This window comes from Streptosporangium brasiliense, from assembly GCF_030811595.1.
Taxonomy (GTDB): Bacteria; Actinomycetota; Actinomycetes; order Streptosporangiales; family Streptosporangiaceae; genus Streptosporangium; species Streptosporangium brasiliense.
Genome location: NZ_JAUSRB010000002.1, coordinates 4,294,043 through 4,319,660 on the forward strand (window position 1 = coordinate 4,294,043; position 25,618 = coordinate 4,319,660).

Below are 25,618 nucleotides of genomic sequence, written 5' to 3' on the forward strand. Positions count from 1 at the left end.
CGACATGCCTCCTGGGGAACCTTAACTGCGCATCATCCGATGACATGGTCATCGCATGCCTGTCCGCAGGTCATCACTCCCCAGACTGACATCACATCCCCTTGAAAGGGGAGTTTTCGGATCTGTCGCCGATATCCGGATCAACCGGACGGCGCGGCAGTACGGCCGCCGCCCGGCGCGGCCTGGGTGACGGGCAGGCCCTGGGCGGTGGCGACGCGGACCAGGATCTCCCGTAGGGCCGTCGCCTGCGCGGGGTCGAGGGCGTCGAGCAGCTCGGCGTCGACCTGCTCGGCCAGGCGTGCGGCGGACAGGGCCAGGGCCCGCCCGTCATCGGTGATCTCCACGATCTGCCGCCGCCGGTCCGCGCTGTCACGCACCCGGCGCAGGGCGCCGACGGCCTCCAGCTCGTCGAGCATGTCCACGACGACGCTGGGCGTCACCCCGACGGCCTGCGCGAGGGCGAGCTGCCCGAGGGGAGCGGGGCTCAGCAGTTCGAGGACGGCGCAGTGCCGGGGGCGCAGGCCGAGCGGGGCCAGACGGTCGGCGAACCGGCTGGTCGCCGTCTGGCCCAGCTTGCCGAGGAGGAAGGCCAGGCTCCGGGTGACGGACTCTTGCGGCTCCACGCGGCCAATGCTAGCTTGCCCATATTATTCGGTTACCTAATGATATGATTCCCGATAAAATTTCCGGCTGTTCGCGGCGGCGGCCAGCACCGGGTCGGCGGCCGCGGCGTAGGCCGACAGCCCGCTGAGAAACGGGCCCCGCGTGGGGGCTGACCATTTCCTTCTGCTGGGCTGTTGCGCGAGCATGCCGTAGTGACCTTGCTGCGGTGCTGTAGAGGCGCCTGATGGATGATGTGAGCCCTGAACCCAGGCTGATCTTGCTGTGTGGGCTGCCTGGCTCCGGGAAAACGACACTGGCCAAGCGCTTGGCGAGAGAGCTTCCTGCTGTGCGGCTGTGTCCGGACGAATGGATGGCTGATCTCGGCATCGACCTGTTCGACGAGAACATCCGCGACCGGCTTGAGCGGCGGTTTTGGGAGCATGCTCAGGATCTGTCGAGGCTAGGGCAGAGTGTGATCTTGGAGTTCGGCTTCTGGGCGCGTGCTGAGCGCGATGAGAAGCGTTTGGGAGCCCGCGCACTCGGTCTTCCCGTCGAATTGCATTACCTTGCTGCGCCGGTCGACGAGCTGTGCCGCCGTCTGGAAGCCCGCAACGGGGAAGGGGTGCCTGGGACGGCCCCGGTCAGCCGCGAGCTGCTTGAGGAGTATGTTGAGATCTTCCAGGCTCCGGACGCTGACGAGCTCGCTCTTTTCGACGAGCCGCTTCTGGGTCGACGTGGATGATCGGCGCCTGCGGTGTGGGGTGAGACGGGTCAGGTGACTCGGCCACTGTGAGTCTCCCCGGCAGGGCCAGGACCAGGCAGATCTCGTCGTTGTGCCTGGCTCATGAGGTCGGCAGGCGTCGCGGGCCGGTGCCCGCTCAGGCCGGTAGTACCGAGGCGGTGCACCTGACATGCCGGAAGACCTCCGAATACTGTGAGGGCAAGTCGGCATCCACGTTACTTGTCATACATGACTGACCACTTAGAGTCACTCACGATAAGCGTGGACGTCGACGTCCTTGCCTTTCTCGCCGCTGGTGACGTCGCGGCCCATCACGGCGCCGCCGCCGCCGACCTGCTGCAGGCCGCCCTGCCCGACGACCCCGAGCGCATCTCCTCCTGGCCGCTCTACGCTCGGCTGCTGCCACACGCCCAAGCTGTCCTGGACGCCGGCTCCGATTGAGGGTGCCGTCGTTTATGAGAAATTCGGGTTGCGATTCCCGCCCGGCTGAGTGTTACGTTGATCTGCTTTGCTCCGATCGGAAGGAAAGCAGATGGACGTCCCCTCCTTGCACAGCAGGTTCCTCAGTGACACGCTTCCTCGGATCCGGGAGGATGCGCGCGTGGCCGGCGTGGCGATCACCGGGTCGATCGTGGGAGGCCGCCCCGATGTCTACTCGGACGTGGATCTGATCCTGGTCATCGATGACGAGGCGTACGACGCGGTCATGCGGGAGCGGCTCGTGCTGATCGGTTCCTGGGCCTCGTTGGTGGCCGGATTCACCGGGGAGCATGTCGGCGAGCCGCGCGTGATCATCACGCTCGTCGGGCCGCCCCTCCTGCACGTCGACTTCAAGTTCGTCCGTGCCTCCGACTTCGCCGAGCGGATCGAGGACCTGGAGATCCTGTGGGACCGGGACGGCCTCCTGGCACGCGTCCTCGCCCAGCAGCTGCCGGTCACTCCGGCGTTCGACCTCCAGTGGATCGAGGACCGGTTCTGGATCTGGGTGCACTACGGCGCGACGAAGCTCGGCCGCGGGGAACTGTTCGAGGCCATCAGCTTCCTCACCTACCTGCGCGAGACCGTGCTCGGCCCCCTGGCCGCCCGCCGGGTGGGCGCGATCCCCCGCGGTGTACGCCACCTGGAGACCATCGCGCCCGAAGAGGCGCGCGCCCTTCAGGCAACGCTGTGCGGCTACGACCGCCATGAAGCAGGACGGGCGCTCCTCGCCACCGTCGATCTCTACCGCCGATGGTCCGATGCCGGTGGAACGATCGTTGAACGGCGTCACCACGCCGAGAAGCTCGCCATGCAGTACCTTCACGACATCATCGATCAAGGCCGCTGACTGAAACGGGCTGACACACAGCCAGCTGAAGTACCTCGCCGCCCCCGTCGGCTCAGGTTCTCCATCCCGTCCCGGTACGCCTGGTAGATGGCGCCCCTTCCTCACCCATGGCCGGACATTCCCCGGCCCACCTCACCCCGGTCAACGATCCAGCCGCCCGGGGGCGACGCCGAGGCATGGTCTTTCACGCCCTGTTTGACAGTGCGGCCTTCACCGGGGACGCCCGGTTCGGCGGGGTGGCCTTCACCGGGACCGCCGAGTTCGGCGGGGCTATGGCGATCAACCGCACGAAGCGTGATTCATGGCTGGACGGGTGGCGGCCATGATCAACTGGTGTGCGAGTTTGTCGAGGTCGGGATCCTCCGCGAATTCGTCCATACGGTCCCACAAGCTGCCCTTCAGGTAGGCGAGCGGCCAGGCGTGCCACGACCTGGTGGCGGTGACGATCTCGGCCGGGATCGCCTTTAGGGAACGTGGAGGCCTTCTCCGACCTCGCCGAAGCCATCATCACCGTCCGTAACCTGACCCGCCGAGCCTGGCACACTCACCGCTGGGACGCCCAGCCCCATCGACGCCGATGACCGTCACCTGTCCGCGCGACCGCTCAGCTGAGGGTCACTGAGACTCGGCGAACGGTATCCCGATGCTCAGGCCGGGATCCAGTTGCCGTGGAAGCCGGCCGGGACGCGGACCGGGACATGCACCTCGGCCAGTGGCGGCGCAGCCAGGTCGGCGGCGCCCAGGATGGCCAGGTAGCTGCGGTCGGTGGCCCGGTCGTGGGCGAAGGTCATCAGGTAGCCGTCGTTCTCCCCGGCCGCGCCCGCCGCCACGAACACCGCCTCGCCGCAGGTGTGCCCGGCCGGTAAGCGGTGCACCGCCCGTACGCCGCCGTCGGCCAGGTCGTAGGCGTAGATCTCCGACCGCTCCGGCTCGGCCTCCAGGGCGAAGCTGGTGGTGTAGCCGTAGCGGTGCGGCAGCCCGATCGCGCTGTCGGCGACACGCGGGTACTCGCTGGGCGCGTCGTCGATGGGGGCCTCCGCGACCGTGCCCGCGCGCGGGTCCAGGGTCCAGCGGTGCAGCGTGGGCAGGCCGCCGCCGACGTCCTCGGGGCCGCCGCGCCACAGCGACGGCACCCGGGTGCCGGTGACCGTGATCGTGCCGGTGGCGGGGTCCTCGAAGGCATTCATGGTGTGCCAGACGTAGCACGGCGCGATGTCGAACCAGCGTACGGGCGCGTCGTCGCCGGCCGTGCGCGGCAGGACGCCGAACCTGGCCTGATGGGCGTCATCCCAGCGCCATGGCGGTGCACCGGCGGCGGCCTGGGCCGCGTCGAAGACGACCGGCAGGTCCAGGAAGATCACGTGCTCGCGGGTGACGGCGAAGTCGTGCATCATCGTCGCCCGCGGCACGTCGATCACCCGCGTCTGCATCACCTTCCCCGCAGGGTCGGCGCGGTAGTACGTCAGGTACGGCGGGCGCAGCCGGTAGCCGAAGAACAGCAGCTCACCGGTGATCGGGCAGGTCTTCGGGTGCGCGGTCATCGGCGTCTGCAGTGCCCCGTCAAAGGTGTACGCCCCGACGGTGGCCAGGTCGGGCGTCACCTCGTACGGGAAGCCGCCCTCCTCCAGCGCGAACAGCCTGCCCGCGTGCGCGATCAGGTGCGTGTTGGCTGTGGTCACCCGGTAGTCGATCCGGCCCGTGCCGGGATCGAAGGCGAGGGCGAACCGGGATTCGCCGGGGTGCTCGTACAGCGGCGTGCGGACGTACCGGTTGCGGTACCAGCGCGCCCGGCCGCCGTCCAGCGCGATCGTGTGGATCATGCCGTCGCCCGCGAAGGAGTGCGGCGACCAGCCGGTGCGCGGGTTGGGCCCGTTGCGGAAGAACTGGCCCGACAGCTCAGCGGGGATCTCGCCCGTCACCTTGGCGGGCTCCAGCGTCACCTCCTCCGCGATCGGCGCGTTGTTGCCCGCGAGATGCAGCGGGACGGTCTCGGCCATGGTGGATCTCCTGTCGGCGTGGTCGGGGGACGCCGACAACCATGCGCGGGGAAATCCGCGAAGAACAGTCTTGTTTTGCCGGACGCCGTCAGCCGCCCGGCGTACGCGCAGGCCAGGGCGGTGCGAGGATCTTCGGCGGCAGGCTCGGACGGAGGTCGTGACGAGACCGGCGCGGGCACCCGGCCCGCCGGCGTCCGCGGGAGCTCCCTCTGCGGACGGACGGAGCGAAGATGCTCAGGAGCGGGCGAGGACGGCCGAGGGGCGGGTACGGCGCTGGTAGGAGCGGGTGCAGATGGCGAGTGAGAGGCCCAGTCCGGCGAAGGCGAGTCCGCCCACGTAGCCGACCCAAGGGGACCAGCCTTCGGCGTCGCCGACCGTGAAGCCGACGGCCGAGGCGATCAAGGTGGCGAAACCGTAGGGGGTGAGGGCCAGCGCGCCCATCCAGCCCGGGACGGGCAGTGCCCAGCGCGGCAGCCGCTCGCCCCAGGGGCGGGCCAGCGCCATCAGCAGCAACACCCCGCCGAGGGCGCCCAGCACGGTGAAGTCGACCCCGTGCTGCTCCATCCACACCAGTGCCTCGGGTGCGCCGTTGGCGCGCATCCCGGCGCCGAGATCACCGGCCGGTCGGCCGGCGTTCCCGCCGAACGCCCAGTAGGTCTTCATCAGGATGTAGGGAGCCAGTGCAGCGATTCCGAACCACATGGCCTTGGGGGACTTCATCGAGGTCATGCTGCTGAGCCTGGAACAGCCCCGGGTCCGGAACCTCCCTCCGGGGGACCAACTGGCTCCCCCGCAAGGGGGATCAACAACGGCCGGGATCTGGCAGGTGTAGCCGTTGCGGATCAGCAGCTTGCGCATGCCTTGGAGGGTGTAGGTCAGGTGAAAGCGCCGGCGTGCAGCCTGGTGATGAGCTCATGCGCGACGTCCAGGAACTGACCGCGCGAGGACGTCGTCGTCTGCAGGTCGACGAACGCCTCGTGGGCACCGGCCTGGGCGAGGGTCAGCAGGTAGTCACCGATCTGCTGCACGGTTCCGGCGTGCGGCACCTGGTCGTCGGGCGCGGGGGAATCGGTGATCTGCGGATTGACGCGCACCACCATTCGCAGGGCCGACGGGTCCCGGTCGACGCGTGCCGCGGTCTGCAGCGCCACATCCCACAGGGAGGTCAGATAGGGCATGGGCATCGCCGCGCACAGCCAACCGTCGGCTCGCCGGCCGATCCTCTCCAGAGCCGGGGGCGTGTAACCGGCGAGCAGGATCGGGGGGCGCGGCCGCTGGAAGGGCTTGAGGTCGATGTGCGACGGCGGCACGGTCCAGAGCGTGCCCTTGTGCTCGACCACCTCACTGCTCCAGACGGCCTCCATCAGGTCGAGCGTCTCTTCGAGCCGGACTCCCCTCCCCTGCCAAGGCACCCCGGTCGCGGTGTATTCGTCACGCAGCCATCCGAGACCGATGCCGACGTCCAGCCGTCCGCGGCTGAGCAGGTCGAGCGAGGTCAGCATGCGGGCAAGCAGGACCGGCGGTTGCCACAGCGCGTTGAGCGTGCTGGTTCCCAGCCGGACCTCCCGTGTGCTGACCGCGGCCAGCGTCAATGCGGTCAGCGGGTCGAAGAACGTTGCGAAGGCCGGAGGGATCTCGCCGTCTCCTCCTGGGTAGGGATCGCTGGGTGCGAGCGGCAGCATAATTCGATCACCCGCCCACAGGCTGCTATAGCCCATGGCCTCCAGGTCCGTGCTGGCCTGCCGGATGAAATCCGGGTCGGCGAAAGCACCGTACTGCGGGACTGCGTATCCGATCTGCATGAGAAATTCCTTGGTAATTCGCCGTGGAAAGCCGGGCAGGACCGAGGTGCATATTGCGTACGCATCTCAACCCCTGGACGTTCTTGGTCGAGTGTCCAGGGAGACGTTAGGCAACACCCCTTGGATGGGACTTGGAGCAGGCTGGGATCCCGGGGTTGAGGAACCTGCGGACAGCCGTCAGCGCTGATAACGATCTTGGAGTCTCAGCACTGAAAGATTGATCAGACAGTGCCTGTGCACTGTCCAGTGTCCGCCTTGGATGCGTCACCGCCGGCCCGCCGCCTGCGGTCAGGCGCCCTGGGGCGGGGCGATGCCGGCGCGGGCGGCCTGGTAGCGGCGCCGGGCCACCCGCAGCGCGGCCGTGCGGTCCCGCTCGGGATCAGGGGCGGGCGCGGGCTCAGGCGGGGTGTACGGCATGCGCAGGTAGGCGCAGATCACGTTCACGATGGTCTGGCGGTGACCGGGGTTGTCCTGGGCCAGGCGCTCCAGCGCGTACAGGCCGGCCAGCCGCACCGCGGCCTTTCGTGGCCGAGCTGCTCGGCGGCCTTGGTGTACAGGTCGGTCACCCGGCGCTCGGTGGCGTCGTGCTTGGTGTTGTCGGCCACCTGCTTGGCCAGCGCGGCGTTGCGCTCGGCGATCTGCTCGGTCAGCTGGGCGTTGCGTTCGGCGAGGTAGGCGGTGACGTGCGCGGCGTGCTCTTGGTGGCGCTGACGGCGGAAGGCCGGCATCAGCGTGACCGCCGCGCCGACCCCGGCACCGGCCGCCAGCGCGGTCTGGATCGCGCCCTGACGGGCGGTGGCCTCGGCCGCGCTCCACCCGGCCCCCAGCAGCAGCCACGCCAGCCCACCGACCACCCCACCCACCAGCAGCGTGACCGGCACGATCCACCACGCCGCCGGCCGGGGAGTACGCAACCGCGGCGGAACCACCTCCGCCGCGACAACCGGCACATCAACTCGGGAGGAAAGGCGACGCGGCAGTAACGGCATGCCCTCCATTCCAGCCGCCCGCAGCCCGCATCCGGCCGGACGCTACATGATCGTTACCGGAGGTGGATCGGACAGAGGTGGGCCGGACAGAGTGAAAACACTGTCAGGTATGCGCCGCCGGTCGTGCGCGGGCGTCCGGTGGGCGGTGCCGAGGACGTGCCCGCCGGCTGAGCCTGACGCGCCCACAATCGCAGCGTCTCAGGGCTGATGCCCAGGTCCCGGGCCACCGAGACGATCGTCCGGGCCGGATCTGCCAGGTACAGCGCGACGGCGTCGGCTTTGAACTCGGGCGGGTGGACCTCCATGGCCACCAGGAACTCCTTGGTCTCCAGATCTCCATGATCTGGCACTCGAGGTGTCCACATCTCAGGGGGAGACCCCGTCCACACGTCAGCAGCGGTCGGCCAAGCGCGGCACTTGGTCGCGCAGGCCAATGTCCAGGCCATTTAATTTGGGTGTTCTGACAAACTTTGGCGCTTCACCCCCCTGCCACCATGTCGGGCATGGATGTCGCAGAGAGGTTGTCTGACCTGGTGCACTCGTCGGTGCGGCCAGGAGGTCCCGGGCTCGCGATCGGGGTCTACTCCGACGGAAAGCTGATCCACCACGCAACTGCCGGAATGGCCAGCGTGGAGTTCGAGGTGCCGATCGACACCCGGACGCGGTTCGACATCGCGTCGATGAGCAAGCAGTTCACGGCCACGGCAGCCCTGCTGCTGTGCCGCGACGGGCGGCTCTCACTGGACGACGACATTCGCAAACACCTGCCGGAGCTCAAGCTGTCCGTGCCGGTGACCGTCGCCCAGTGCCTGCGTCACACCGGTGGCCTGCGGGAGTGGCTGTCCCTGTCCATGCTGGCCGGCCGGTCGCTGACCCGGATAACGCAAGCCCAGGCGCTGGCCTTCGTCGCCGGGCTGGCCGAGGTCAACTTCGAGCCGGGCACCGACTTCTCCTACTCCAACACCGGCTACATCCTCGTGACGTCCGCCATCGAACGGATCACCGGGCAGTCGTTGCGCGCGTTCACGACCGAGCGCATGTTCGCCCCGCTGGGCATGACCGACACCCACTTCCGTGACGACAGCCAGGAGCCGCTGGCGAGGTACGCCTACGGCTATGACGTCTCGGAGCAAGGGGTGCGCCGCGCGGACACCGAGGAGTGCGCCGTCGGCGACGGCATGATCGTGACCAGCGTCGCCGACCTGGGGCCGTGGTTCGGCTTCCTCCACGACGGCCGGGTCCTCGGCGCTGACGTACGCGACGCGCTGCTCGAACGGGACGACACGGATGCTCCGTATGCCCTCGGTATCTACCACACGACGGTCAGCGGGCAGCCCGCGTTCGGCCATGCGGGCGGCGCGCCTGGCTACCGCTCTCAGTTGCTCCTGCTGCCCGAGCAGGGCATCGGCATCGCGGCGCTGACCAACAACACCTCGATCGACCCCGGCAGGGTCGGCTACCAGGCGCTGCGCCTGGCCGCCGGGCTGCCCGACGAGGCCCGGCCCGCCCTCATCGAAGACCATGCGGCGGCCGAGGCGCTGAGCGGGTTCTGGCACGACTCGGGCACCGAGACGACATTCCAGGTCGAGCAGGCGGACGACGGCAGGATCACGCTGACCGGCGGCGGCCACCTCTCAGGCACGTTCGCGCTCACGAGCGACGGGACCTGGCACGGTGGGGACAACCGGCTGCAGGTGATCGACGGCGAGATCAGGGCGGGGTCGATCTACGCCCCGGGACGGGCCCGCGCCTTCCTGCCCTGCGCGGCGCCGGTCGAAGGCGCCATGCTGCCGGCGGCCGTCTACCTCAGCCCCGAGGTCGGAACCCTGGCCACGATCACCGATGAAGGTGTCCTGGAGCTCGGGCTGAGCCTGGTGGCGCCGATCGAGCCGGCCCCCGGCGGCTGCTTCTCCGCCGGCATGGTCACCCTCCGCCCGGACGGCGACGACCTCCTGGTCAGTATCCCCGGCACATACCGGCTGCGGTTCGTCCGCCAGCCCGACGGCACCCGCCCGGTCGGTGTGCCGCCCGGGCTCAACCTCACGGCCTGAGCACGTACGGACTGACGCCACGGGGGCGAAGTAGCACCACTCCACATCACATCCCAACCCACACAAGGCGGTATTCGATGTCTGCCAAGCTCCGATCTCTGCTGGCCGGCGCGATGTGTGGCGTCCTGCTGTTGTCCGGCTGCGCCACCAACGGCGGCGGTGGTGGTGGCAAGGCGAACGCCGACACGCTCACCCTGGCCACCGCGGCCCCGCCGAACGTGCTCGACATCGCCCACGGCTTCAACACCTCGTCCACCCTGGCGCAGTTCGCCATCCTGGACACGGTGGTGACGCTCGGCGAGGACGGCTCGATCCAGCCGTCGCTGGCCGAGTCGTGGACCGAGCCGAAGCCCGGCATCTACGTCTTCAAGCTCCGCTCCGGCGTGGTGTTCTCCGACGGCTCCCCGATGACCGCCGACGACGTCGCCTACTCTCTGCGGCGCCACACCGACCCCAAGATCGCCTCTCAGGCGGCCAGCACGGTGATCTTGGTGAAGAAGGTCGAGGCCACCGGCGAGCGCGAGGTGACGGTCGAACTGAGGAGCCCGAGCCCGACCTTCCTGCCCAACGCGGCGCTCGTCTGGCAGGTGGTGCCCAGGAAGCTGGCCGAGGCCCACCCCGACGACCTCGGTACGCCGGAGGCGCCCACGCTGGGCACCGGCCCGTACAAAGTGGCCTCCTTCAGCGTTGACGGGCTCACCCTCGAACGCAACGACAAGTGGTGGCGCGGCCGAGCTCCCATGGCCAAGGTCAAGATCACTGCCATCAGCGAGCCCGAGGCCTTGCGGCTGGCGATCGCGTCGGGCTCGGTGGACGGCACCTTGCAGGTCCCACCGCAGGACGCCCGCAAGTGGGAGGGCATGAAGCAGGTCAAGGTCCGCTTCTACCCCGGCATGTCGATCGCCTTCCTGGCGCTCAACGTCAAGGACAAGTACCTGTCCGACGTCCACGTCAGGCGGGCCATCGCGCACGCGGTCGATCGCGAGGCCGTCCAGCGGACCGCCGTCGGCGACAAGGCGTCGGCGGCCTCGACCATCCTGCCGCTGCCGCAGCTCCAGACCCTGTACGGCCAGGCGTACGAGCAGGTGATCGCCTCGCTGCCCGCCTACCCGCACGATCTGGCGGCGGCCAAGGCCGAGATGGCGCAGTCGGCCTACCCCGACGGCTTCACGATCAAGGTCACCTACGCCACCGACGATCAGCGCGTCGACGCGCTCCAGTCGATCGCGGCCGACCTCGCCAAGATCGGCATCCGGGTGGAGCTCAAGGGGATGCCGCACGATGCCGAGCGGGCCAAGCGTTTCCGCCACGAGAACCTCACCCTGAGTCTGTCGGAGCTCGGCTACGGCACCCCCGACCCCGGCGAGACGCTACCCGACCTGCTCGGCAGCACCGCGGCCAAGCCGCAGGGCTTCAACTTCGCCCAGTACGCCAGCCCCGAGCTGGATGCCAGGCTGGATCGGATGCTGGGTCTGAAGGGCGAGAAGCGCAAGCAGGTGGTGACGGAGATCCTCACCGAGACCGCGAGGCAGATGCCCTATGTCCCGCTCTACTACGTTCACTATGGCATTGCGCTGAATGAGAAGTTCACTGAGAAGGTCGGCCCCTGGACGATCCAGCAGATCGCCTCCATCAAGCCTGCCGGCAACTAGACACAGAGCGGAGTAGACATATGGACTTCGCCAGGGTGGCGGTCAAGCGGCTGGGCGCGGTGGTGGTGCTGCTGCTGGCGCTGTCCGTACTCACTTACGCGCTGCTCGCCCTCGCGCCGGGCGGGCCCGAGCAGGCGCTGCTGGGCGATCGGGCCTCCACACCCGAGACGAGGGCGGCGATCCGCGCGCTGTACCACCTGGACGAACCCTTCCCCGTGCGTTACTGGGAGTGGCTGACCGGGGCGCTGTCCGGAGACTTCGGCAGCTCCATCTACTTCCGGCAGCCGGTGTTGTCGGTGATCGGCGATCGGCTGCCGGTCACCACGACGCTGGCCGGTTTCGCGATCCTGCTGACCCTGGCCGTCGGCATTCCGGCGGGGCTGACCGCCGGCCTGCGCCGCGGCGGTGCCCTGGACCAGGGCATCACCTTCAGCACCCTGGTCGCGCTGGCCTTCCCGCCGTTCGGGATCGCGCTGGTCCTGCTGTACACCTTCGGGGTGGCGCTGCAGTGGGTGCCGATCTACGGCTCCGACCAGATCAGCAACTACGTCCTGCCGGCGACCGCGCTCGCCCTCGGCCAGGCGGCTGTGGTGATCCGGCAGACCAGGGCCGCGGCCTTGGACGTCGGCGGCCAGGACTACGTCACCTTCGCCAGGGCCAGAGGGCTGTCGCGGCTGCGGATCTGGGGCGGCTACTCGCTGCGCAACGCCGCTCTGCCGGTGCTCACCGTCGCGGGGCTGCTGGCCGCGGGGAACCTGACCGGCGCGGTCTTCGTGGAGCAGGCCTTCAGCCTGCCCGGCCTCGGCAGTCTGCTGATCCAGGCCGTCAACCAGAAGGACATCCCCTTGGTACAGGCACTGGTCCTGCTCGGCGGCGCCGTCGTGATCGCGGTGAACCTGCTCGTCGACCTCGCCTACATGGTGGTCGACCCGCGCGTCAGGCACGGAGCCTCCACGAGGGCGGAGGCGTGAGCGCCGTGGCGGCGCCGGCCGCAGGAAGCAGGCTCGCGCCCCGCCGGGTGCTGGGCCTGATCTCCCTGGTCGTGCTGGTGGTCATCGCGCTGGCGACGCTGCTCGGCCCGTGGCTGGCGCCCTACGACCCCGGCGCCCAGAACGCCGCACTCGGCGCCGTGGGACCGGGTGCCGACCATCTGCTCGGCACCGACAACCTCGGCCGCGACGTGTTCTCGCGGCTGCTGGCCGGGGCGCGTACCGCGCTGATCGGCCCGATCTTCATCGCCGCCGGGACCACCGTGCTGGGCACCACGCTGGGCCTGCTCGCCGGGTTCCGGCGGGGCTGGCTGGACGCGATCATGATGCGGCTGACCGACCTGATGTTCGCCCTGCCAGGGCTCCTCATCCTCATCGTGGTGGTCGGGGTCGCGGGCGGGTCGTACGTCACGGCGGTGGTCGCGCTCATCGTGCTCGGCGCCCCCGTCGACATCAGGGTGATCCGCAGCCTCGCGCTCAGCCAGCGGGAACTGGCCTACGTCGACGCGGCGCGCACGATGGGTCTGTCCGACCGGCGGATCATGTTCCGCCACGTGCTGCCCAACCTGGCGCCGACGGTGACCTCCAATCTGCTGCTCAGCTTCGTCTTCGCGCTGATCGCCCTGTCAGGCCTGTCCTTCCTGGGCATCGGGCTGCCGTCCGGCACCCCGGACTGGGGGCTGATGATCCAGGAGAACCGGACGATCCTCGACCTCAACCCATGGGCCGCGGTGGCGCCCACCCTGCTCATCACGATCACGGCGGTGGCGGCCACGATCCTGGGCGACAAGATCTTCGAGCGCCTCAGCGCCGGGAAGGAGCTCACCGCATGAGCGACGAGCTGCTCAGGGTCAGCGGGCTCACCGTCAGCCTCGCGGACCGCCGGATCGTCGACGACGTCGACCTGGAGGTCGGCTCCGGTGAGACCGTGGGCCTGGTCGGCGAGTCAGGCAGCGGGAAGTCGCTGACCGCGCGGGCGGTCGCCGGTCTCCTGCCGCCGACGCTGACCGCAGGCGGTTCGGTACGGATCTCCGGTACCGAGCTGATCGGCGCCTCGGAACGGGCGCTTCGCAAGATCCGCGGCCGGCGGATCGGGCTGCTCATGCAGGACCCGTTCGCGATGCTCAACCCACTGCTGACCGCCGGTGCCCACATCGCCGAGTCGCTGCCGCGCGGAGCCAGGCGCGACAGGCAGGAAGTCGTCCGCCGCCTCGCCGAGGTCGGCATCACCAACCCCGATGTGGCGCGCCGTTACCCCTTCCAGCTCTCCGGCGGCATGCGGCAGCGGGTCGCCATCGCCGCTGCCCTCGCGGGAGATCCGGAGCTGCTCATCGCCGACGAGCCCACCACGGCGCTCGACGCGACCATCCAGCATGAGATCATGCAGCTCCTGGCCCGCATCCAGGAGTCCCGTGGCATGGCCGTCCTCCTGATCACACACGACCTGCGGGTGGCCTTCCAGCTCTGCGACCGGGTGCAGGTCATGTACGCCGGTCGAGTCCTCGAATCAGGGGAGAGCAAGGCTCTGGCCACCGCTCCCGGACATCCCTACACCCTCGGCCTGATCAGTGCCCTGCCGGCCGTGGAACGCACCGCTGTCCGGTTGGAGGGCATCCCGGGCTCGGTCCCCAGGGCCGCGGACGTCGCCTGCCAGTGCGCCTTCGCCGGCCGGTGCGGCCAACGGCAGGACGACTGCCTCACCGATCGGCCGCCGCTGCGACTGCTGGACTCCGGCCGGCTGACGGCCTGCAGGTACGACGTGGTTCCTGCCGGGTCGGTCGCCGCGCCCGCGACCGTGCCCTCCGCACGCAAGGCCTCCTCCGGCGGCCCGCTGCTGCTGGTCGAAGGCCTGCGCAAAAGGTACGGCCAGGCCGTCGCGCTGGACGGCGTGGATCTGCGGATCGAACCGGGAGAGCGTCTCGGACTGGTCGGCGAGTCAGGCTCCGGCAAGACGACGCTGGCCCGCTGCCTGCTCGGCCTGGTCGACCCCAGCGGCGGCAGCATCCAGCTCGGCGGCATGGACACCACGCGGCTGCGACGCCTGCCCGCCGCGCGGCAGCGTGAGGTGCGGCCCCTGGTGCAGTGCGTCTTTCAGGACCCGTCCACCTCGCTCAACCCGGCCATGACGGTCGGCGCGACCCTGGCAGAGGCAGCCACCCTGGCCGAGGAGCAGAACCGGCGCCCGGTCGGCGAGATGCTGGAGCTGGTCGGCCTGCCGAGCGGTTACGCCAAGCTGCGGCCGCGTCAACTGTCGGGCGGGGAGAAGCAGCGGGTGGCCATCGCCCGGGCTCTCGCGGTCGGTCCGGCGCTGCTGATCTGCGACGAGCCGACCGCCTCGCTGGATGTGTCGGTGCAGGCACACATCCTTGAGCTGCTGCGTGCCGTCAACTCGGAACTGGGGACGGCGCTGCTGTTCGTCACACACGACCTGGCCGTTGTCCGGCAGGTCACTGACCGCATCGTGGTGTTGCTGCACGGCAAGGTGGTCGAGACCGGTGTCACCGCGTCCGTTCTGGACTCGCCCGGCCATGATTACACCCGCCGGCTCGTCGCCTCGGTGCCGACCTTCGCGAGGAGCGACGCATGAACGACCTGATTCTGACCGGTGGCCAGGTCCACGACGGATTCGGGAACCCGCCCATCACCGCCGACGTCGCCATCTCGGCAGGCCGGGTGACCGCCGTCGGCGCCGGGCTCGGGCCGGCCAGACGGACGGTCGACGTGGACGGGCTGGTCGTGGCGCCCGGGTTCGTGGATCCGCACAGCCACTCGGACAGCGTGCCGTTCCTGCCGGACGCCCAGCCGTTCAAGCTGTTCCAGGGAGTGACCACGGAGATCGTCGGCAACTGCGGCTTCTCCATGGGGCCTGCCGACCCGGCCACGGCGGGGCTGGCCCCGGTCAGCCTCGGGGGGCGGACGTTCGCGACGTTCGCCGAGTATCTGGACGCCGCTGAGGCGGCAGGGCCGAGCAACCACCTCGCCGCGATGGTCGGGCACAACACGGTGCGGCTGATGGTCGCGGGCATGGATCGGGAGCTGCCACCTGGTGGGCTGGACATGATGCGCGCGCATGTGGAAGAGGCGTTCAGGGCGGGAGCCTGCGGGTTCTCCAGCGGGCTGGAGTATGTGCCTGGCGCCTACGGCGACAGGGCGGAGCTGGTCGCCCTCGCGCTGGTCGCCCACCGGTACGGCGGGATCTACGCCACCCACAGCCGCAGCGAGAGCGAGGGCCTGGCCGACGCGCTCGACGAGGCGATCGAGGTGGCCAGGTCCGCCGGCATCAGGTTGCAGGTGTCGCATTGCAAGGCGTCCGGGCGTGCCGTACACGGGTCCGCGAAGATGATCCTGGACAAGCTCGCCCAGGCCAGGCGCCAGGGCGTGGACGTCTGTGGCGACCAGTACCCCTACCAGGCGTTCTGCACCGCCCTGGCCGCGATGCTGCCTCCCGAGGCCTGCGAGGGCGGGATCGACGCGATGCGCGCCAGGCTGGCCGACCCCGCCACCAGGGCCGCGCTGCTGGCCACGGCCGAGGGGCCGTCAGGGACCGGCGTCGGGCTGTGGCGCGAGCTCCACCCCGAGGACCTGCAGATCCTGGAGCACACCGACCCGGCGGTGGTCGGCCGGACCCTGGCCCAGGTGCTGAACGGGCGCGAACCCTGGGACGCGCTGTGCGACCTGCTGATCGCCGACCCCCACGCGGCCACCGTGTGCCACACCATGCACGAGGACGACGTACTCGCGATCATGGCGGACCCGCTGGTGGCCATCGGATCAGACAGCGGCCTGCCGTTCGGGACGAACCATCCGCGCACCTTCGGCACCTTCCCCAGGTTCCTCGGCGACTACGTCCGCGACCAGGGCGTGGTGGGGCTGGCCGAGGCCATCCGCAAGGTCACCTCCACCACCGCCGCCCGGTTCGGCCTGGCCGACCGGGGCTGGCTCGGGCCGGGCGCCGCGGCCGACCTGGTGGTCCTCGACGAGGCCGCGATCGGCCACGCCGGCACCTACGAGCAGCCGGACGTCCGTCCGACCGGGATGGTGCACGTCCTCCTTGAGGGCGAACCCGTGATCGTCGACGGCGAGTTCACCGGGGTACGGCGTGGCCGGATGCTCCGATCAGGGCGCCGATGAGCGTCCCGGCAGGCATCACGCCGGGTGTGCTCCTGCGCTCTTGCCCGTAGTTTGGTGTGGATCATAGAGGGGCGGAGGGGTCGGGGTGCTGTAGTGAGGCCATCCGGGCCGCCACCGCCCGCACCGGGGAAAACGCCGGGCGACCGGCCCGGTCCTCATACAATGACCCGATGGTCACCCCCGTGAGCGGTCCCGAAGTGAGCGACGCGTTGCGAGTGCTGCACCGCGTCTTCGGCTACGACTCGTTCCGGGAAGGCCAGCAAGAGATCATCGACCATGTCGTCGACGGCGGCGACGCGCTGGTGCTGATGCCCACCGGCGGCGGCAAGTCGCTGTGCTACCAGATCCCCGCCCTCGTGCGAGAGGGCGTCGGCGTGGTCGTCTCCCCGCTCATCGCACTCATGCAGGACCAGGTCGACGCCCTGACGGCGCTCGGTGTGCGGGCCGGGTTCCTCAACTCCACACAGGACTCCGAGGAGCGCCGGGAGGTCGAGTCCGCCTTCCTCGACGGCGAGCTCGACCTGCTCTATCTGGCTCCGGAGCGGCTGCGGCTCGACTCGACGCTGCGGCTGCTCGACCGCGGCACGATCTCCCTGTTCGCCATCGACGAGGCGCACTGCGTGGCCCAGTGGGGACACGACTTCCGCCCCGACTACCTCGCCCTGTCCACGCTGCACGAGCGCTGGCCCGCCGTGCCCCGCATCGCGCTGACCGCGACCGCCACCGAGGCCACCCACGCCGAGATCGCCTCCCGTCTGAACCTGGAGAAGGCCCGGCACTTCGTGTCGAGCTTCGACCGCCCGAACATCCAATACCGCATCGCGCCGAAGAACGAGCCCCGGCGCCAGCTGCTCACTCTGCTGCGCACCGAGCACTCCGGAGACGCGGGCATCGTCTACTGCCTGTCGCGCTCCTCGGTGGAGAAGACCGCCGAGTTCCTGGTGGGCAACGGCATCCAGGCGCTGCCGTACCACGCGGGGCTCGACGCGCGCACCCGGGCCGCCAACCAGGCGCGCTTCCTGCGCGAGGACGGCCTCGTCATGGTCGCCACCATCGCCTTCGGGATGGGCATCGACAAGCCCGACGTGCGCTTCGTCGCCCATCTCGACCTGCCCAAGTCCGTCGAGGGCTACTATCAGGAGACCGGCCGGGCCGGGCGCGACGGCCTGCCCTCCGTCGCCTGGCTGGCCTACGGGCTCCAGGACGTCGTGCAGCAGCGCAAGATGATCGACACCTCCGAGGGCGACGACGCCCACCGGCGCCGCCTGGGCACCCACCTCGACGCCATGCTGGCCCTCTGCGAGACGGTCGAGTGCCGCCGCGTGCGGCTGCTGGACTACTTCGGCCAGCAGAGCACCGCCTGCGGAAACTGCGACACGTGCCTGACGCCGCCGCAGTCGTGGGACGGCACGATAGCCGCCCAGAAGCTCCTGTCGACGGTGCTCAGGCTCCAGCGCGAGCGGCGCCAGAAGTTCGGCGCCGGCCAGATCATCGACATCCTGCTCGGCAGGGAGACGGCCAAGGTCACCCAGTTCGACCACCACTCCCTGACGGTGTTCGGCGTCGGCACGGAGCTGAGCGAGGCCGAGTGGCGCGGTGTGGTCCGCCAGCTTCTGGCCCAGGGCCTGCTGGCCGTCGAGGGCGACTACGGCACGCTGCTGCTCACCGACGCGAGCGCCGAGGTGCTGGGCCGCCGGCGCCAGGTCCTGCTGCGGCGCGAGCCCGAGCGGGCGGCGCGGGCCAGGCCGGAGGCGGCGGCCCGGGGCGGCGGGTCCCGTCGCGCCGCCCCCGCGGAGCTGCCCGAGGAGGCGGTGCCGGTCTTCGAGCGGCTCCGCGCCTGGCGCGCGGCCACCGCCAAGGAGCAGGGCGTGCCCGCCTACGTGATCTTCCACGACGCGACCCTGCGCGAGATCGCGACCGAGCCTCCGTCGTCTCTGGCCGAGCTGGGCCAGGTGAGCGGTGTGGGCGAGAACAAGCTGGCGAAGTACGGCCGGCAGATCCTGGACGCCCTCGCGGAGGCCGCCCCCGGCGACGACCCGGTTCTCACGCTCCAGTGACATCCCCCGGCCGGTCCCCGTACGGCGGCGGGATCGCCACCGTGACGGGGACCGGCCGGCGGTGCCTCGCGCGGCCCCCCGACCGGCGCGTTCAGGGGCTGGTGCGTGACCACCAGGCGGCCGTGTCGGGCTCCAGGACCGCCTGGAGCCCGTTGGAGCGCATGTCGCTGCTGGCCAGCAGCAGCGTGCCGGGCGACTCCAGGACGACGGGGTCGGCGCCCAGGTTGACCGTGCACAGCAGCCCGGGCTCGCGGGTGAAGAAGAGCGTCTCCGGCGGCGAGTCCAGCCACCGCATCGTCCCCCTGCCCAGGGCGGGGTGGGTACGGCGCAGGCGCACGGCGTTGCGGTAGAGGTTGAGGAAGGACCGGGGGTCGCCGAGCTGCGGGATCACCGCCTGCCTGCCCCAGTCGCGGGGGATCGGCAGCCAGCTCGGGTCGGCTCCCGGCGGGGAGAAGCCGAACGACGACTCGCCACCCGCCCACGGGATCGGCACCCGGCTGCCGTCACGGCCCCGGTCCGCGCCGGCCGTACGGAAGAAGATCGGGTCCTGCAGCACCTCGTCGGGGAGGTCGAGGACCTCCGGCAGGCCGAGCTCCTCCCCCTGGTAGATGTAGACCGAGCCGGGCAGCGCCAGGGTGAGCAGCGCGGCCGCGCGGGCCCGCCGCGTGCCGCGCCGTCCTCCGCCGTAGCGGGTCACGTGGCGGACCTGGTCGTGGTTGGACAGCACCCACGTGGTGGGCGCGCCGACCAGGTCGGTGGCCGCGATCGAGGCGTCGACCACCTGGCGGAGCGGGCCGGCGCCCCATTCGGCGGCGAGATAGTTGAAGTTGAACGCCTGGTGGAGCTCGTCGGGCCGGACGTAGTTGGCCAGCCGGGCCGGTGACGGCGGCCACACCTCCGCCACCCCGATGCGCTCGCCCGGGTAGGAGTCCAGCAGCCGCCGCCAGGAACGCAGGATCTCGTGCACGCCGTCCTGGTCGAAGAAGGGCAGCGGGGCGCGGCCGAGCAGCTTGAGCTGGCCGGTGAACCCGGCGTCGGGGAGCCCCTCGGCCTTGACCATGCCGTGGGCCACGTCGACGCGGAACCCGTCCACGCCGATGTCCAGCCAGAACCGCATCACGTCCTCGAACTCGGCGCGGACCTCGGGGTTCTCCCAGTTGAGGTCGGGCTGCTCGGGGGCGAAGAGATGCAGGTACCACATGCCGTCGGGCAGCCGGGTCCACGCGGGCCCGCCGAAACTCGACTCCCAGTCGTTGGGGGGCTGGGCCCCGTCCTCCCCGCGGCCCGGCCGGAAGACGTAGCGCTCCCGGGCCCCGGGCTCGTCGCGCAGCGCCTGCGCGAACCAGGGGTGCTCCGAGGAGGTGTGGTTGGGCACGATGTCGATGAGCACGCGCATGCCCAGGCCGTGCGCCTCGGCGACGAGGGCGCGGGCGTCGTCGAGAGTGCCGAGCCGGGGGTCGACGGCGCGGTAGCTCGACACGTCGTACCCGCCGTCGTGCAGCGGGGACGGGTAGAAGGGGGTGAGCCAGACGGCGTCCACGCCGAGGTCGGCGAGATAGCGCAGGCGGCTGCGCACGCCCAGCAGGTCGCCCATGCCGTCGCCGTTCCCGTCGGCGAAACTGCGCACGTAGATCTCGTAGATCACGGCATCGCGCCACCATTCGGAGGGCGGGGGCGCGGACGGGGCCGGCGACGGGACGGCACAGGGGGCGACGGACCGTTGCGTCACTTGTGCTCCTTGCAGGTGGGGACGTCAAGCCTGGCTGTGCGGGGCCTACGGTCGGCCGTGCCCGCCGCCGTGGAGGATCACGGTGATCTCCGCGGTTACATGCATGCATGTTATGCATTCACGTTACGTAGACGTCAAGAGGGTGTAATCGCCGATTCACGGCGGCCCCCGGGCGCCGCACGGCCGCCCGCCCCGTGGAGCCGCGCCGGAGCCCGCGCGGGTCCCTCCTCGGGACCGCCCGTGACAGGGCTCCCTCCGTGCCCGGACCGCCCGGACCGACCCTCTCCCGGCCCGGACCCCTCTCCCGGCCCCGCGCGGCTCTCCACGCCGGGCCGGGGACGGGTCCGCACCCGTGTTCACTCAAGTCACAGGCGTGACTACCCGTTTCACGAACAAGCTGCCGACATTCTGGAATGATCGCGTCCATATCCTGTCGGACATCGAGACTGACGGACAGTGACTGATGCCCCCCATCGATCAAATCACCGCCTTCACGTCGGACCATCCGGTCGGAACGGTCATCATCTGCGTGGTCGCGCTGGCCCTGCTCGGCCTGGCCTACTTCGCCCTCCGTGCCGCCTACCGTGCGGGCAACCGGTTCTTCCACCGTTACGTCGCCCCCCGCCCGGCCGAGGACATCCTCACCATCGTCGCCGCGTGCATCGCCACGGGCGTGTCCGCCCAGGGCATGTGGCGCTTCTCCGGTGACGTGCTCGGCTTCGACGGCCCCCTGCGGCTGCTGCTCTTCGCGTTCATCGAGGTCGCGGTGATCACCAGTGCCGTGCGGGCCCGCCGCAACATGCGGGAGAACTACTCCGCGGGCATCGACGGCGTCGCGGTGTGGACCCTCACCGGGCTGTCGGCGGTGCTGTCGAGCATGGACGCCCGCAGCCTCGCCGAGGCCGTCTTCCGGCTGGCCGCCCCGCTGGTGGCCGCGTGGCTGTGGGAGCGCGGCATGGCGATCGAACGGCACCGCATCACCGGACGGGCCCGCATCAACTGGCGGATCACCCCCGAGCGCATGCTCGTCCGTGTCGGGCTGGCCGAGGCCAGCGACCGGACCGCGAGCGAGGTGGACGCCCACCGGAGGTTGACCCGGGTCGCGCTGGCGGCCAAGCGCGCCCGCGCGCTCCGCGAGGCCGGGGCCTCCGACCGCAAGATGCGCGCGGCGCTCGTCAAGCTGGACCGGGCGATGGACCAGGCGGTGGAGCACACCGGCCTGGCGGTCGACACGGCCCGCCAGGAGGCGCTGCTGTCCCAGATCGGCGCGCTCTACAACACCTCCGCCCTGATCGACCTGAGCCCGCCCGTCCCGTGGGCCCCCGAGCCCGAGGAGCCGCAGGCGCTGCCCGCAGCCCGGCCCTCGGCCTACGACGACGACGAGGACGACGAGGCCGAGGTGGTGGAGACCGCCCTGCCGGTCGTCGACACCGCGCAGCGCGCGGCCCTGATGCGGGCGGCGCGGGAATACTGGGACCAGCAGATCGAGCGGAAGTTCGTCCCCCGCGCGGCCGACATCGCCCACGAGACCGGCATCACGCTGGCGACCGCCCGCGAATACCGGGCGCTGTGGAAGCTGGAGCCACGGGCACACGCCCTGATCGAGGCCGCCTACAACGAGCACGGGATCGTCGACACCGGCACCTTCCCGGCCATCGAGACGCAGGAGCGGATCCTGACGGTGAACGGCTCGGCGCCCGCCTCCTGAAGCCGGCCGGCCGTGGCCGCCGGCGGCCCTCCGCCGGCGGGGCCGGCGACGGCGGGAGGCCCGCCGGTCCCGGGCGCGCCGGCGGCGCGCGGGGCCGGCACCGACGGGATCGTCCGGACGACGCGCATTCCGAATTGCCGTCGTCGACAATGTGTTCAGGGGCCGTGAACGGCGAGAAGGCCCGGAGGAGGCGTGGTGGTCTGGCTGCGGCGGCTTATCCAGGACATGAAAGTCCGGCAGAACGTCGATGCCCATGTCGTGACCATCGTGGTGTTCGCCTTCGCCGTCGTCTCGATCTTCGGAGACGTGGTCCCCGACCAACTGAAATGGGCCGCGCTCCTTTCCGGAGTGGGAATTCTGGTCTACCGGCTCACATTGCCGGAAGAGCGCTCGGAGATCTCCACGAGCATTCTGGGGGACCGGTCGGCGTTCGACTCCGTGCCGTTGTCGTCGGCCCTGGCCAATGCGCGTGATGTGCGGGTGTTCGCGCCGTCGGCGGTGAATCTGCTCTCCGCGCACACGTGCGAGGTCCTGCGTAAGTCCGTGCTCGCCCGTACGGGCGGGTCGGTCCGCGTCGTGATTCTCGACCCGGCGGAGAAGGCCGCGGTGCGGATGGCCTCCAGGCAGCTGGACGACTCCGTCGAATTCCCGATCCAGAAACTGCCCGCGGCGCTCGAGAGCGCGGTCGAACGGCTGGATCTGATGAGCGGCTGGGAGATCGAAGGACAGTTCCGCTACCGGCTCCTGCCCTACAGCCCCGGATTCAGTATCGTGCTCATCGACCCGGACAGCTCGAAGGGCCGGGCGATCGTCGAGATCCACGGTTTTCACAATCCGTCGACTTCGTCGCGGATGCATCTGGAGCTCAGCCGCGCGCAGAACGAGCGCTGGTATTCCTACTGGGTCCGGCAGTTCGACTACATCTGGCGGGAGGCGGCGCAGCCGGAGGTCACTCCTGCGGGAGCAGACGCCGGGCCTGCTCCCGCAGATGCTCGGGAAGGGCGGGATCGGTCGCCCTGATCGCCTGGGCGGCCAGGTCCGCGCCCGCCACGGCGTTGCCGAGGATGACGCGGATGCGGGCGGCGCGCAGCAGCACGGGGCCGTTGCTCCCGGCGTTGGCGATCGCGTCGGCCGCCTCCTGCTCCGCGGCGTCGAAACGGCCGGCCAGCGCCAGCGCCAGCGCGCGGGCCGCCAGGGTCGCGGGCCGCTGGTGCTGGCGGACCAGGTCGAGGTCGCGGAGCGCGGCCTCGGGCTGGTCCAGGTCGGCGAGGATCGCCCCGCGCAGGGCGAGGGCGTCCAGCAGGGCGTCGCCCGCCACGGCCAGCGCGCCGTTCAGGACGATCAGGGCCGAGCGCGGCTGCCCGACGTGCCACAGCGCCTGGGCGAGGGCGGTCTGCGCGGACATGTCGCCCGGTATCCTGGCGGCGGCCGCGGTCAGCGCGCTGACCGCGGTGGGATAGTCGCCCAGGCTCAGCGACAGGCGCCCCTTGGCGGCCAGGACCCGGCCCACGCCGTCGGCCCGCTGGAGCACGGCGAACATCTCCGCCGCCGCGTCGTAGCGCCGCCACGCGGTCTCCGGGTCCCCGGTCCCGACCGCGACGTCGCCGAAGATCGCCTCGGCTTCGGCGCGCACGCCCAGGTCGTCGAACTCCGCCGCGCGCACCGCGTCTTCGGTCAGCTCCCGCGCGTGGGTCCACTGGGCCCTGGAGAGAGCGGTCCGCGCCGCCTGGAGGAACGTCTCGGGGTCGGTGTGCCGGATGGCGGCGATGAGACGGTCGTGCTGCAGCTCGTACCAGCGGGCGCCCGCCCGGTATTCGGCCTTGAGCATGTGGCGGTCTTCCAGGGCCCTGACCACGGCGTTGGGCATGCCGGCGGTCTGGTCGAGCCCTTCGTAGGCGGTGCCCCGGGTGCCGTGCTCGGTGATGAAGGTGCGCCTGAGCCAGGCCCGGATGCTGCCCTCGGGCACGTTGAGCTCCTCGGCGACCTCCCTCAGCATCCGCCGGCAGAAACCGGCCAGGAAGCGGTCGACGGTGGCGTGCAGCCGTACGTGGTCGACGGTGATCTCGTGGACGTCGGGCGGCAGCGACTCCCACAGCGCGGCGCAGACCACCTGGAGCTGCACCGGCTCGACGCCGCTGACCCTCAGCACGGTCTTCTCGCCCTGGTCGCTGTATATCGTCACGGTCTGCAGGTCGTCGACCAGCATCTCCGCGGCGTTCTCGCCGAACCTGCGCTCGGTGCCCTCCAGCGGCCGGCGGGTGGCCTCCAGCGCGGCCTCCCGCCGGAAGGGCAGCAGGTGGAACCAGGAGCGGGAGCCCTGGCCCAGCACGCGTTCGAAGGGGACGATGGAGGCGAGATACTCCTGGCGCATCGACAGCAGCAGGCGCAGCCCGGCGTGGGCCTGGAGGGCGTCGGCGAGCTGGGCGACGAACTCCTCCAGGTCGGCCTCCCCGTAGGGGGCTCCGGTGAACATCTCCTCGGCCTGGTCGATGGCGATCAGCGTCGGGATGGGGTCGTCGTAGCGGTCGACGCGCGCCGGGTGCCGGTCGAGGAAGTCGCGGACGGTCAGCCCGGCGAGCTCGGCGGGCGGCGCGGCCGACCACGACGACAGCAGGCTCAGGGTGTAGACGCTGCGCACCGGCGTGGTGGTGACGAGGAGGGCGGGGTCCGGGGCGACCCGGCCCACCGGCAGGACGTCGACGCGGTCGGGGTCGAGGAGCGGCAGCACCCCCGCGTGCAGGAGGGAGGTCTTGCCGACGCCGGAGGCGCCGTAGAGGACGGTCAGCCTGTCGGCCTGCCAGAGGGTGGCGATCTCGCGTGATTCGCGCTCGCGGCCGAAGAACAGGCCCTCGTCCCGCCGCCGGAAGGCGCGCAGCCCCACATACGGCTGGCCCGTCTCGTTCTGCACGTGGCCGGTGGAGGTCATGCGTCCGGTCCCAGCCGTCGCCGCAGCTCCTGGCAGAACTCGGCCGCGGTGCCCCAGAAGATCGAGATGCGCCATCCCGCGTCGAGGTATCGGACGAGATACTGTTTCGCCCGCTCCTCGGCCTCGGCTATCGGCGTGTTCAGCGGCGGCAGCAACTGCACGCTCACGTGGCGCCGCAGGCGGACGGCCGGGATGGCGCGGAGCAGGCCGTGGAAGAGCACGCGGAAGGTCCAGTCCTGCAGGCTGTAGCCCACGAACAGCAGGGGGCGGGTGGTCATCGCGCGCAGCACGGGGATGGGGATCAGCGTCCGGTTGCCCGATGCCTGCGCCGCCGCCACGTTGGCCAGATACTCGAGATAGTCGTCCTCGATGAGGACCAGGGACGAGGATTCGGCCCAGCTCCCGTGCAGGTGGTAGACCAGCGGCTCGTCGACCGAGGGCTCCGGCAGCTCCGGGGTCTCCTGGGGGTTGCGGTCGGCCCAGGAGCACAGCGCCGTGTGAGCCGTCTTGCCCTCGCCCGCCAGCGCCTCCACCAGGAAGTTGTCGTAGTTGGTGGTGAGGAAGACGCGCAGGTTGAACTTGGCCAGGAGCGCGTGGGGCTCGCCGGCGTGGCCGAAGTCGGGCAGCCCGTGCGACTGGAGGTATTCGCAGATCTGCTCTTTGAGGTAGACCGGGTCGCCTTCCAGCACCGCCGCGTACTGCATCACGCGGGCGAGGTCGTGGTCATCAGGAAAAGGGTATTTATAGCTTTTTGCCCATTTTCTGCTGAGTTCGGAGCCGGTCGGGAGGGTGCCGTAACAGGCCCCCGCGCCGAGAAAGGGCGTGCAGTCTCCACTGCGGAGTTGGTCGATCAGTCGCCGCCAGTCCGCGTCGTCCACGACACCGCCCTGGTTATTGGTGGAAGGTCCCTTTGTG

General features: G+C 70.4%; 22 protein-coding genes. 12 read left to right on the forward strand and 10 right to left on the reverse strand.

Going from position 1 to position 25,618, the window contains the following annotated elements; translation table 11 throughout:
* Positions 1-140: 140 nt before the first annotated feature.
* A complete protein-coding gene (locus J2S55_RS28400; RefSeq protein ID WP_306867140.1) occupies positions 141-623 on the reverse strand; it encodes a MarR family winged helix-turn-helix transcriptional regulator in 483 nt (160 codons plus the stop codon).
* A 224-nt stretch (positions 624-847) separates the two neighbouring features.
* Between J2S55_RS28400 and J2S55_RS28405 the strand changes: the two genes are divergently transcribed.
* From J2S55_RS28405 to J2S55_RS28415, 3 genes are all read left to right on the forward strand, one after another.
* Positions 848-1,345: a P-loop nucleotide/nucleoside kinase family protein gene (locus J2S55_RS28405; RefSeq protein WP_306867143.1), complete on the forward strand. Its 498-nt coding sequence runs from the start codon at positions 848-850 to the stop codon at positions 1,343-1,345.
* A gap of 228 nt (positions 1,346-1,573) precedes the next feature.
* Positions 1,574-1,786, forward strand: coding sequence for a hypothetical protein (locus J2S55_RS28410; RefSeq protein WP_306867146.1), 213 nt, complete (start codon positions 1,574-1,576; stop codon positions 1,784-1,786).
* A gap of 91 nt (positions 1,787-1,877) precedes the next feature.
* A complete protein-coding gene (locus J2S55_RS28415) occupies positions 1,878-2,672 on the forward strand; it encodes a nucleotidyltransferase domain-containing protein (RefSeq protein WP_306867148.1) in 795 nt (264 codons plus the stop codon).
* 647 nt (positions 2,673-3,319) lie between these two features.
* On the opposite strand, the gene J2S55_RS28425 is transcribed toward J2S55_RS28415, so the two are convergent.
* The 6 genes from J2S55_RS28425 to J2S55_RS28450 all read right to left on the reverse strand — a co-directional run bounded on the left by J2S55_RS28425 (position 3,320) and on the right by J2S55_RS28450 (position 7,765).
* Entirely contained in the window at positions 3,320-4,669 is a 1,350-nt protein-coding gene (locus J2S55_RS28425) for a carotenoid oxygenase family protein (RefSeq protein WP_306867150.1), read from the reverse strand.
* Between the two features lie 234 nt (positions 4,670-4,903).
* Complete coding sequence (locus tag J2S55_RS28430) at positions 4,904-5,548, reverse strand: hypothetical protein (protein WP_370879800.1); 645 nt, start codon at positions 5,546-5,548, stop codon at positions 4,904-4,906.
* A complete protein-coding gene (locus tag J2S55_RS28435) occupies positions 5,545-6,471 on the reverse strand; it encodes a TIGR03619 family F420-dependent LLM class oxidoreductase (RefSeq protein WP_306867155.1) in 927 nt (308 codons plus the stop codon). The genes J2S55_RS28430 and J2S55_RS28435 overlap by 4 nt, the downstream gene beginning before the upstream one ends.
* Before the next feature lie 288 nt (positions 6,472-6,759).
* The gene (locus tag J2S55_RS28440) at positions 6,760-6,909 is read right to left on the reverse strand and encodes a hypothetical protein (RefSeq protein ID WP_306867158.1); all 150 of its coding nucleotides are present in this window, start codon (positions 6,907-6,909) and stop codon (positions 6,760-6,762) included.
* Positions 6,910-6,911: 2 nt separating this feature from the next.
* Positions 6,912-7,385 carry a hypothetical protein gene (locus J2S55_RS28445; protein ID WP_306867161.1) on the reverse strand — a complete coding sequence of 158 codons (474 nt, stop codon included), beginning with the start codon at positions 7,383-7,385 and terminating at the stop codon, positions 6,912-6,914.
* 128 nt (positions 7,386-7,513) lie between these two features.
* Positions 7,514-7,765, reverse strand: a complete 252-nt coding sequence (locus tag J2S55_RS28450; protein WP_306875604.1) for a transposase — start codon at positions 7,763-7,765, stop codon at positions 7,514-7,516.
* A gap of 198 nt (positions 7,766-7,963) precedes the next feature.
* On the opposite strand from J2S55_RS28450, the gene J2S55_RS28455 reads away from it, so the two are divergent.
* The 7 genes from J2S55_RS28455 to recQ all read left to right on the forward strand — a co-directional run bounded on the left by J2S55_RS28455 (position 7,964) and on the right by recQ (position 18,340).
* Positions 7,964-9,511, forward strand: coding sequence for a serine hydrolase domain-containing protein (locus J2S55_RS28455; RefSeq protein ID WP_306867163.1), 1,548 nt, complete (start codon positions 7,964-7,966; stop codon positions 9,509-9,511).
* Positions 9,512-9,588: 77 nt separating this feature from the next.
* Complete coding sequence (locus tag J2S55_RS28460) at positions 9,589-11,163, forward strand: ABC transporter substrate-binding protein (RefSeq protein WP_306867166.1); 1,575 nt, start codon at positions 9,589-9,591, stop codon at positions 11,161-11,163.
* A 20-nt stretch (positions 11,164-11,183) separates the two neighbouring features.
* Complete coding sequence (locus tag J2S55_RS28465) at positions 11,184-12,134, forward strand: ABC transporter permease (protein ID WP_306867169.1); 951 nt, start codon at positions 11,184-11,186, stop codon at positions 12,132-12,134.
* Positions 12,131-12,985 (forward strand): ABC transporter permease, encoded by an 855-nt coding sequence (locus J2S55_RS28470; RefSeq protein WP_306867171.1) that lies wholly within the window; start codon positions 12,131-12,133, stop codon positions 12,983-12,985. The genes J2S55_RS28465 and J2S55_RS28470 overlap by 4 nt, the downstream gene beginning before the upstream one ends.
* Positions 12,982-14,739 (forward strand): dipeptide ABC transporter ATP-binding protein, encoded by a 1,758-nt coding sequence (locus J2S55_RS28475; RefSeq protein WP_306867174.1) that lies wholly within the window; start codon positions 12,982-12,984, stop codon positions 14,737-14,739. Before J2S55_RS28470 ends, J2S55_RS28475 begins: the two co-directional genes overlap by 4 nt.
* Positions 14,736-16,283 carry an N-acyl-D-amino-acid deacylase family protein gene (locus J2S55_RS28480; RefSeq protein ID WP_306867176.1) on the forward strand — a complete coding sequence of 516 codons (1,548 nt, stop codon included), beginning with the start codon at positions 14,736-14,738 and terminating at the stop codon, positions 16,281-16,283. The genes J2S55_RS28475 and J2S55_RS28480 overlap by 4 nt, the downstream gene beginning before the upstream one ends.
* Positions 16,284-16,453: 170 nt before the next feature.
* Positions 16,454-18,340: a DNA helicase RecQ gene (gene recQ / locus J2S55_RS28485; protein WP_306867179.1), complete on the forward strand. Its 1,887-nt coding sequence runs from the start codon at positions 16,454-16,456 to the stop codon at positions 18,338-18,340.
* 91 nt (positions 18,341-18,431) lie between these two features.
* On the opposite strand, the gene J2S55_RS28490 is transcribed toward recQ, so the two are convergent.
* Complete coding sequence (locus J2S55_RS28490; protein WP_306867182.1) at positions 18,432-20,069, reverse strand: glycoside hydrolase family 13 protein; 1,638 nt, start codon at positions 20,067-20,069, stop codon at positions 18,432-18,434.
* Positions 20,070-20,532: 463 nt separating this feature from the next.
* Between J2S55_RS28490 and J2S55_RS28495 the strand changes: the two genes are divergently transcribed.
* Both J2S55_RS28495 and J2S55_RS28500 read left to right on the forward strand, forming a co-directional pair.
* Positions 20,533-21,777, forward strand: coding sequence for a hypothetical protein (locus tag J2S55_RS28495; RefSeq protein WP_306867186.1), 1,245 nt, complete (start codon positions 20,533-20,535; stop codon positions 21,775-21,777).
* Between the two features lie 192 nt (positions 21,778-21,969).
* Positions 21,970-22,797 (forward strand): hypothetical protein, encoded by an 828-nt coding sequence (locus tag J2S55_RS28500; protein ID WP_306867188.1) that lies wholly within the window; start codon positions 21,970-21,972, stop codon positions 22,795-22,797.
* On the opposite strand, the gene J2S55_RS28505 is transcribed toward J2S55_RS28500, so the two are convergent.
* Together J2S55_RS28505 and J2S55_RS28510 are read right to left on the reverse strand one after the other, a co-directional pair.
* Positions 22,727-24,703 (reverse strand): nSTAND1 domain-containing NTPase, encoded by a 1,977-nt coding sequence (locus J2S55_RS28505; protein ID WP_306867191.1) that lies wholly within the window; start codon positions 24,701-24,703, stop codon positions 22,727-22,729. The two genes, J2S55_RS28500 and J2S55_RS28505, sit on opposite strands and share 71 nt — an antisense overlap.
* Positions 24,700-25,581 carry an SIR2 family NAD-dependent protein deacylase gene (locus J2S55_RS28510; protein WP_306867193.1) on the reverse strand — a complete coding sequence of 294 codons (882 nt, stop codon included), beginning with the start codon at positions 25,579-25,581 and terminating at the stop codon, positions 24,700-24,702. The genes J2S55_RS28505 and J2S55_RS28510 overlap by 4 nt, the downstream gene beginning before the upstream one ends.
* Positions 25,582-25,618: the final 37 nt, after the last annotated feature.

Excerpts from the sequence above, each read along its gene's own strand:
- recQ (WP_306867179.1), top strand. The coding sequence starts at position 16,454 with ATGGTCACCCCCGTGAGCGGTCCCGAAGTGAGCGACGCGTTGCGAGTG.
- J2S55_RS28450 (WP_306875604.1), bottom strand. The coding sequence starts at position 7,765 with ATGGAGGTCCACCCGCCCGAGTTCAAAGCCGACGCCGTCGCGCTGTAC.
- J2S55_RS28460 (WP_306867166.1), top strand. The coding sequence starts at position 9,589 with ATGTCTGCCAAGCTCCGATCTCTGCTGGCCGGCGCGATGTGTGGCGTC.
- J2S55_RS28455 (WP_306867163.1), top strand. The coding sequence starts at position 7,964 with ATGGATGTCGCAGAGAGGTTGTCTGACCTGGTGCACTCGTCGGTGCGG.
- J2S55_RS28435 (WP_306867155.1), bottom strand. The coding sequence starts at position 6,471 with ATGCAGATCGGATACGCAGTCCCGCAGTACGGTGCTTTCGCCGACCCG.
- J2S55_RS28415 (WP_306867148.1), top strand. The coding sequence starts at position 1,878 with ATGGACGTCCCCTCCTTGCACAGCAGGTTCCTCAGTGACACGCTTCCT.
- J2S55_RS28475 (WP_306867174.1), top strand. The coding sequence starts at position 12,982 with ATGAGCGACGAGCTGCTCAGGGTCAGCGGGCTCACCGTCAGCCTCGCG.
- J2S55_RS28480 (WP_306867176.1), top strand. The coding sequence starts at position 14,736 with ATGAACGACCTGATTCTGACCGGTGGCCAGGTCCACGACGGATTCGGG.
- J2S55_RS28425 (WP_306867150.1), bottom strand. The coding sequence starts at position 4,669 with ATGGCCGAGACCGTCCCGCTGCATCTCGCGGGCAACAACGCGCCGATC.
- J2S55_RS28410 (WP_306867146.1), top strand. The coding sequence starts at position 1,574 with ATGACTGACCACTTAGAGTCACTCACGATAAGCGTGGACGTCGACGTC.
- J2S55_RS28505 (WP_306867191.1), bottom strand. The coding sequence starts at position 24,703 with ATGACCTCCACCGGCCACGTGCAGAACGAGACGGGCCAGCCGTATGTG.
- J2S55_RS28495 (WP_306867186.1), top strand. The coding sequence starts at position 20,533 with ATGCCCCCCATCGATCAAATCACCGCCTTCACGTCGGACCATCCGGTC.
- J2S55_RS28405 (WP_306867143.1), top strand. The coding sequence starts at position 848 with ATGGATGATGTGAGCCCTGAACCCAGGCTGATCTTGCTGTGTGGGCTG.
- J2S55_RS28465 (WP_306867169.1), top strand. The coding sequence starts at position 11,184 with ATGGACTTCGCCAGGGTGGCGGTCAAGCGGCTGGGCGCGGTGGTGGTG.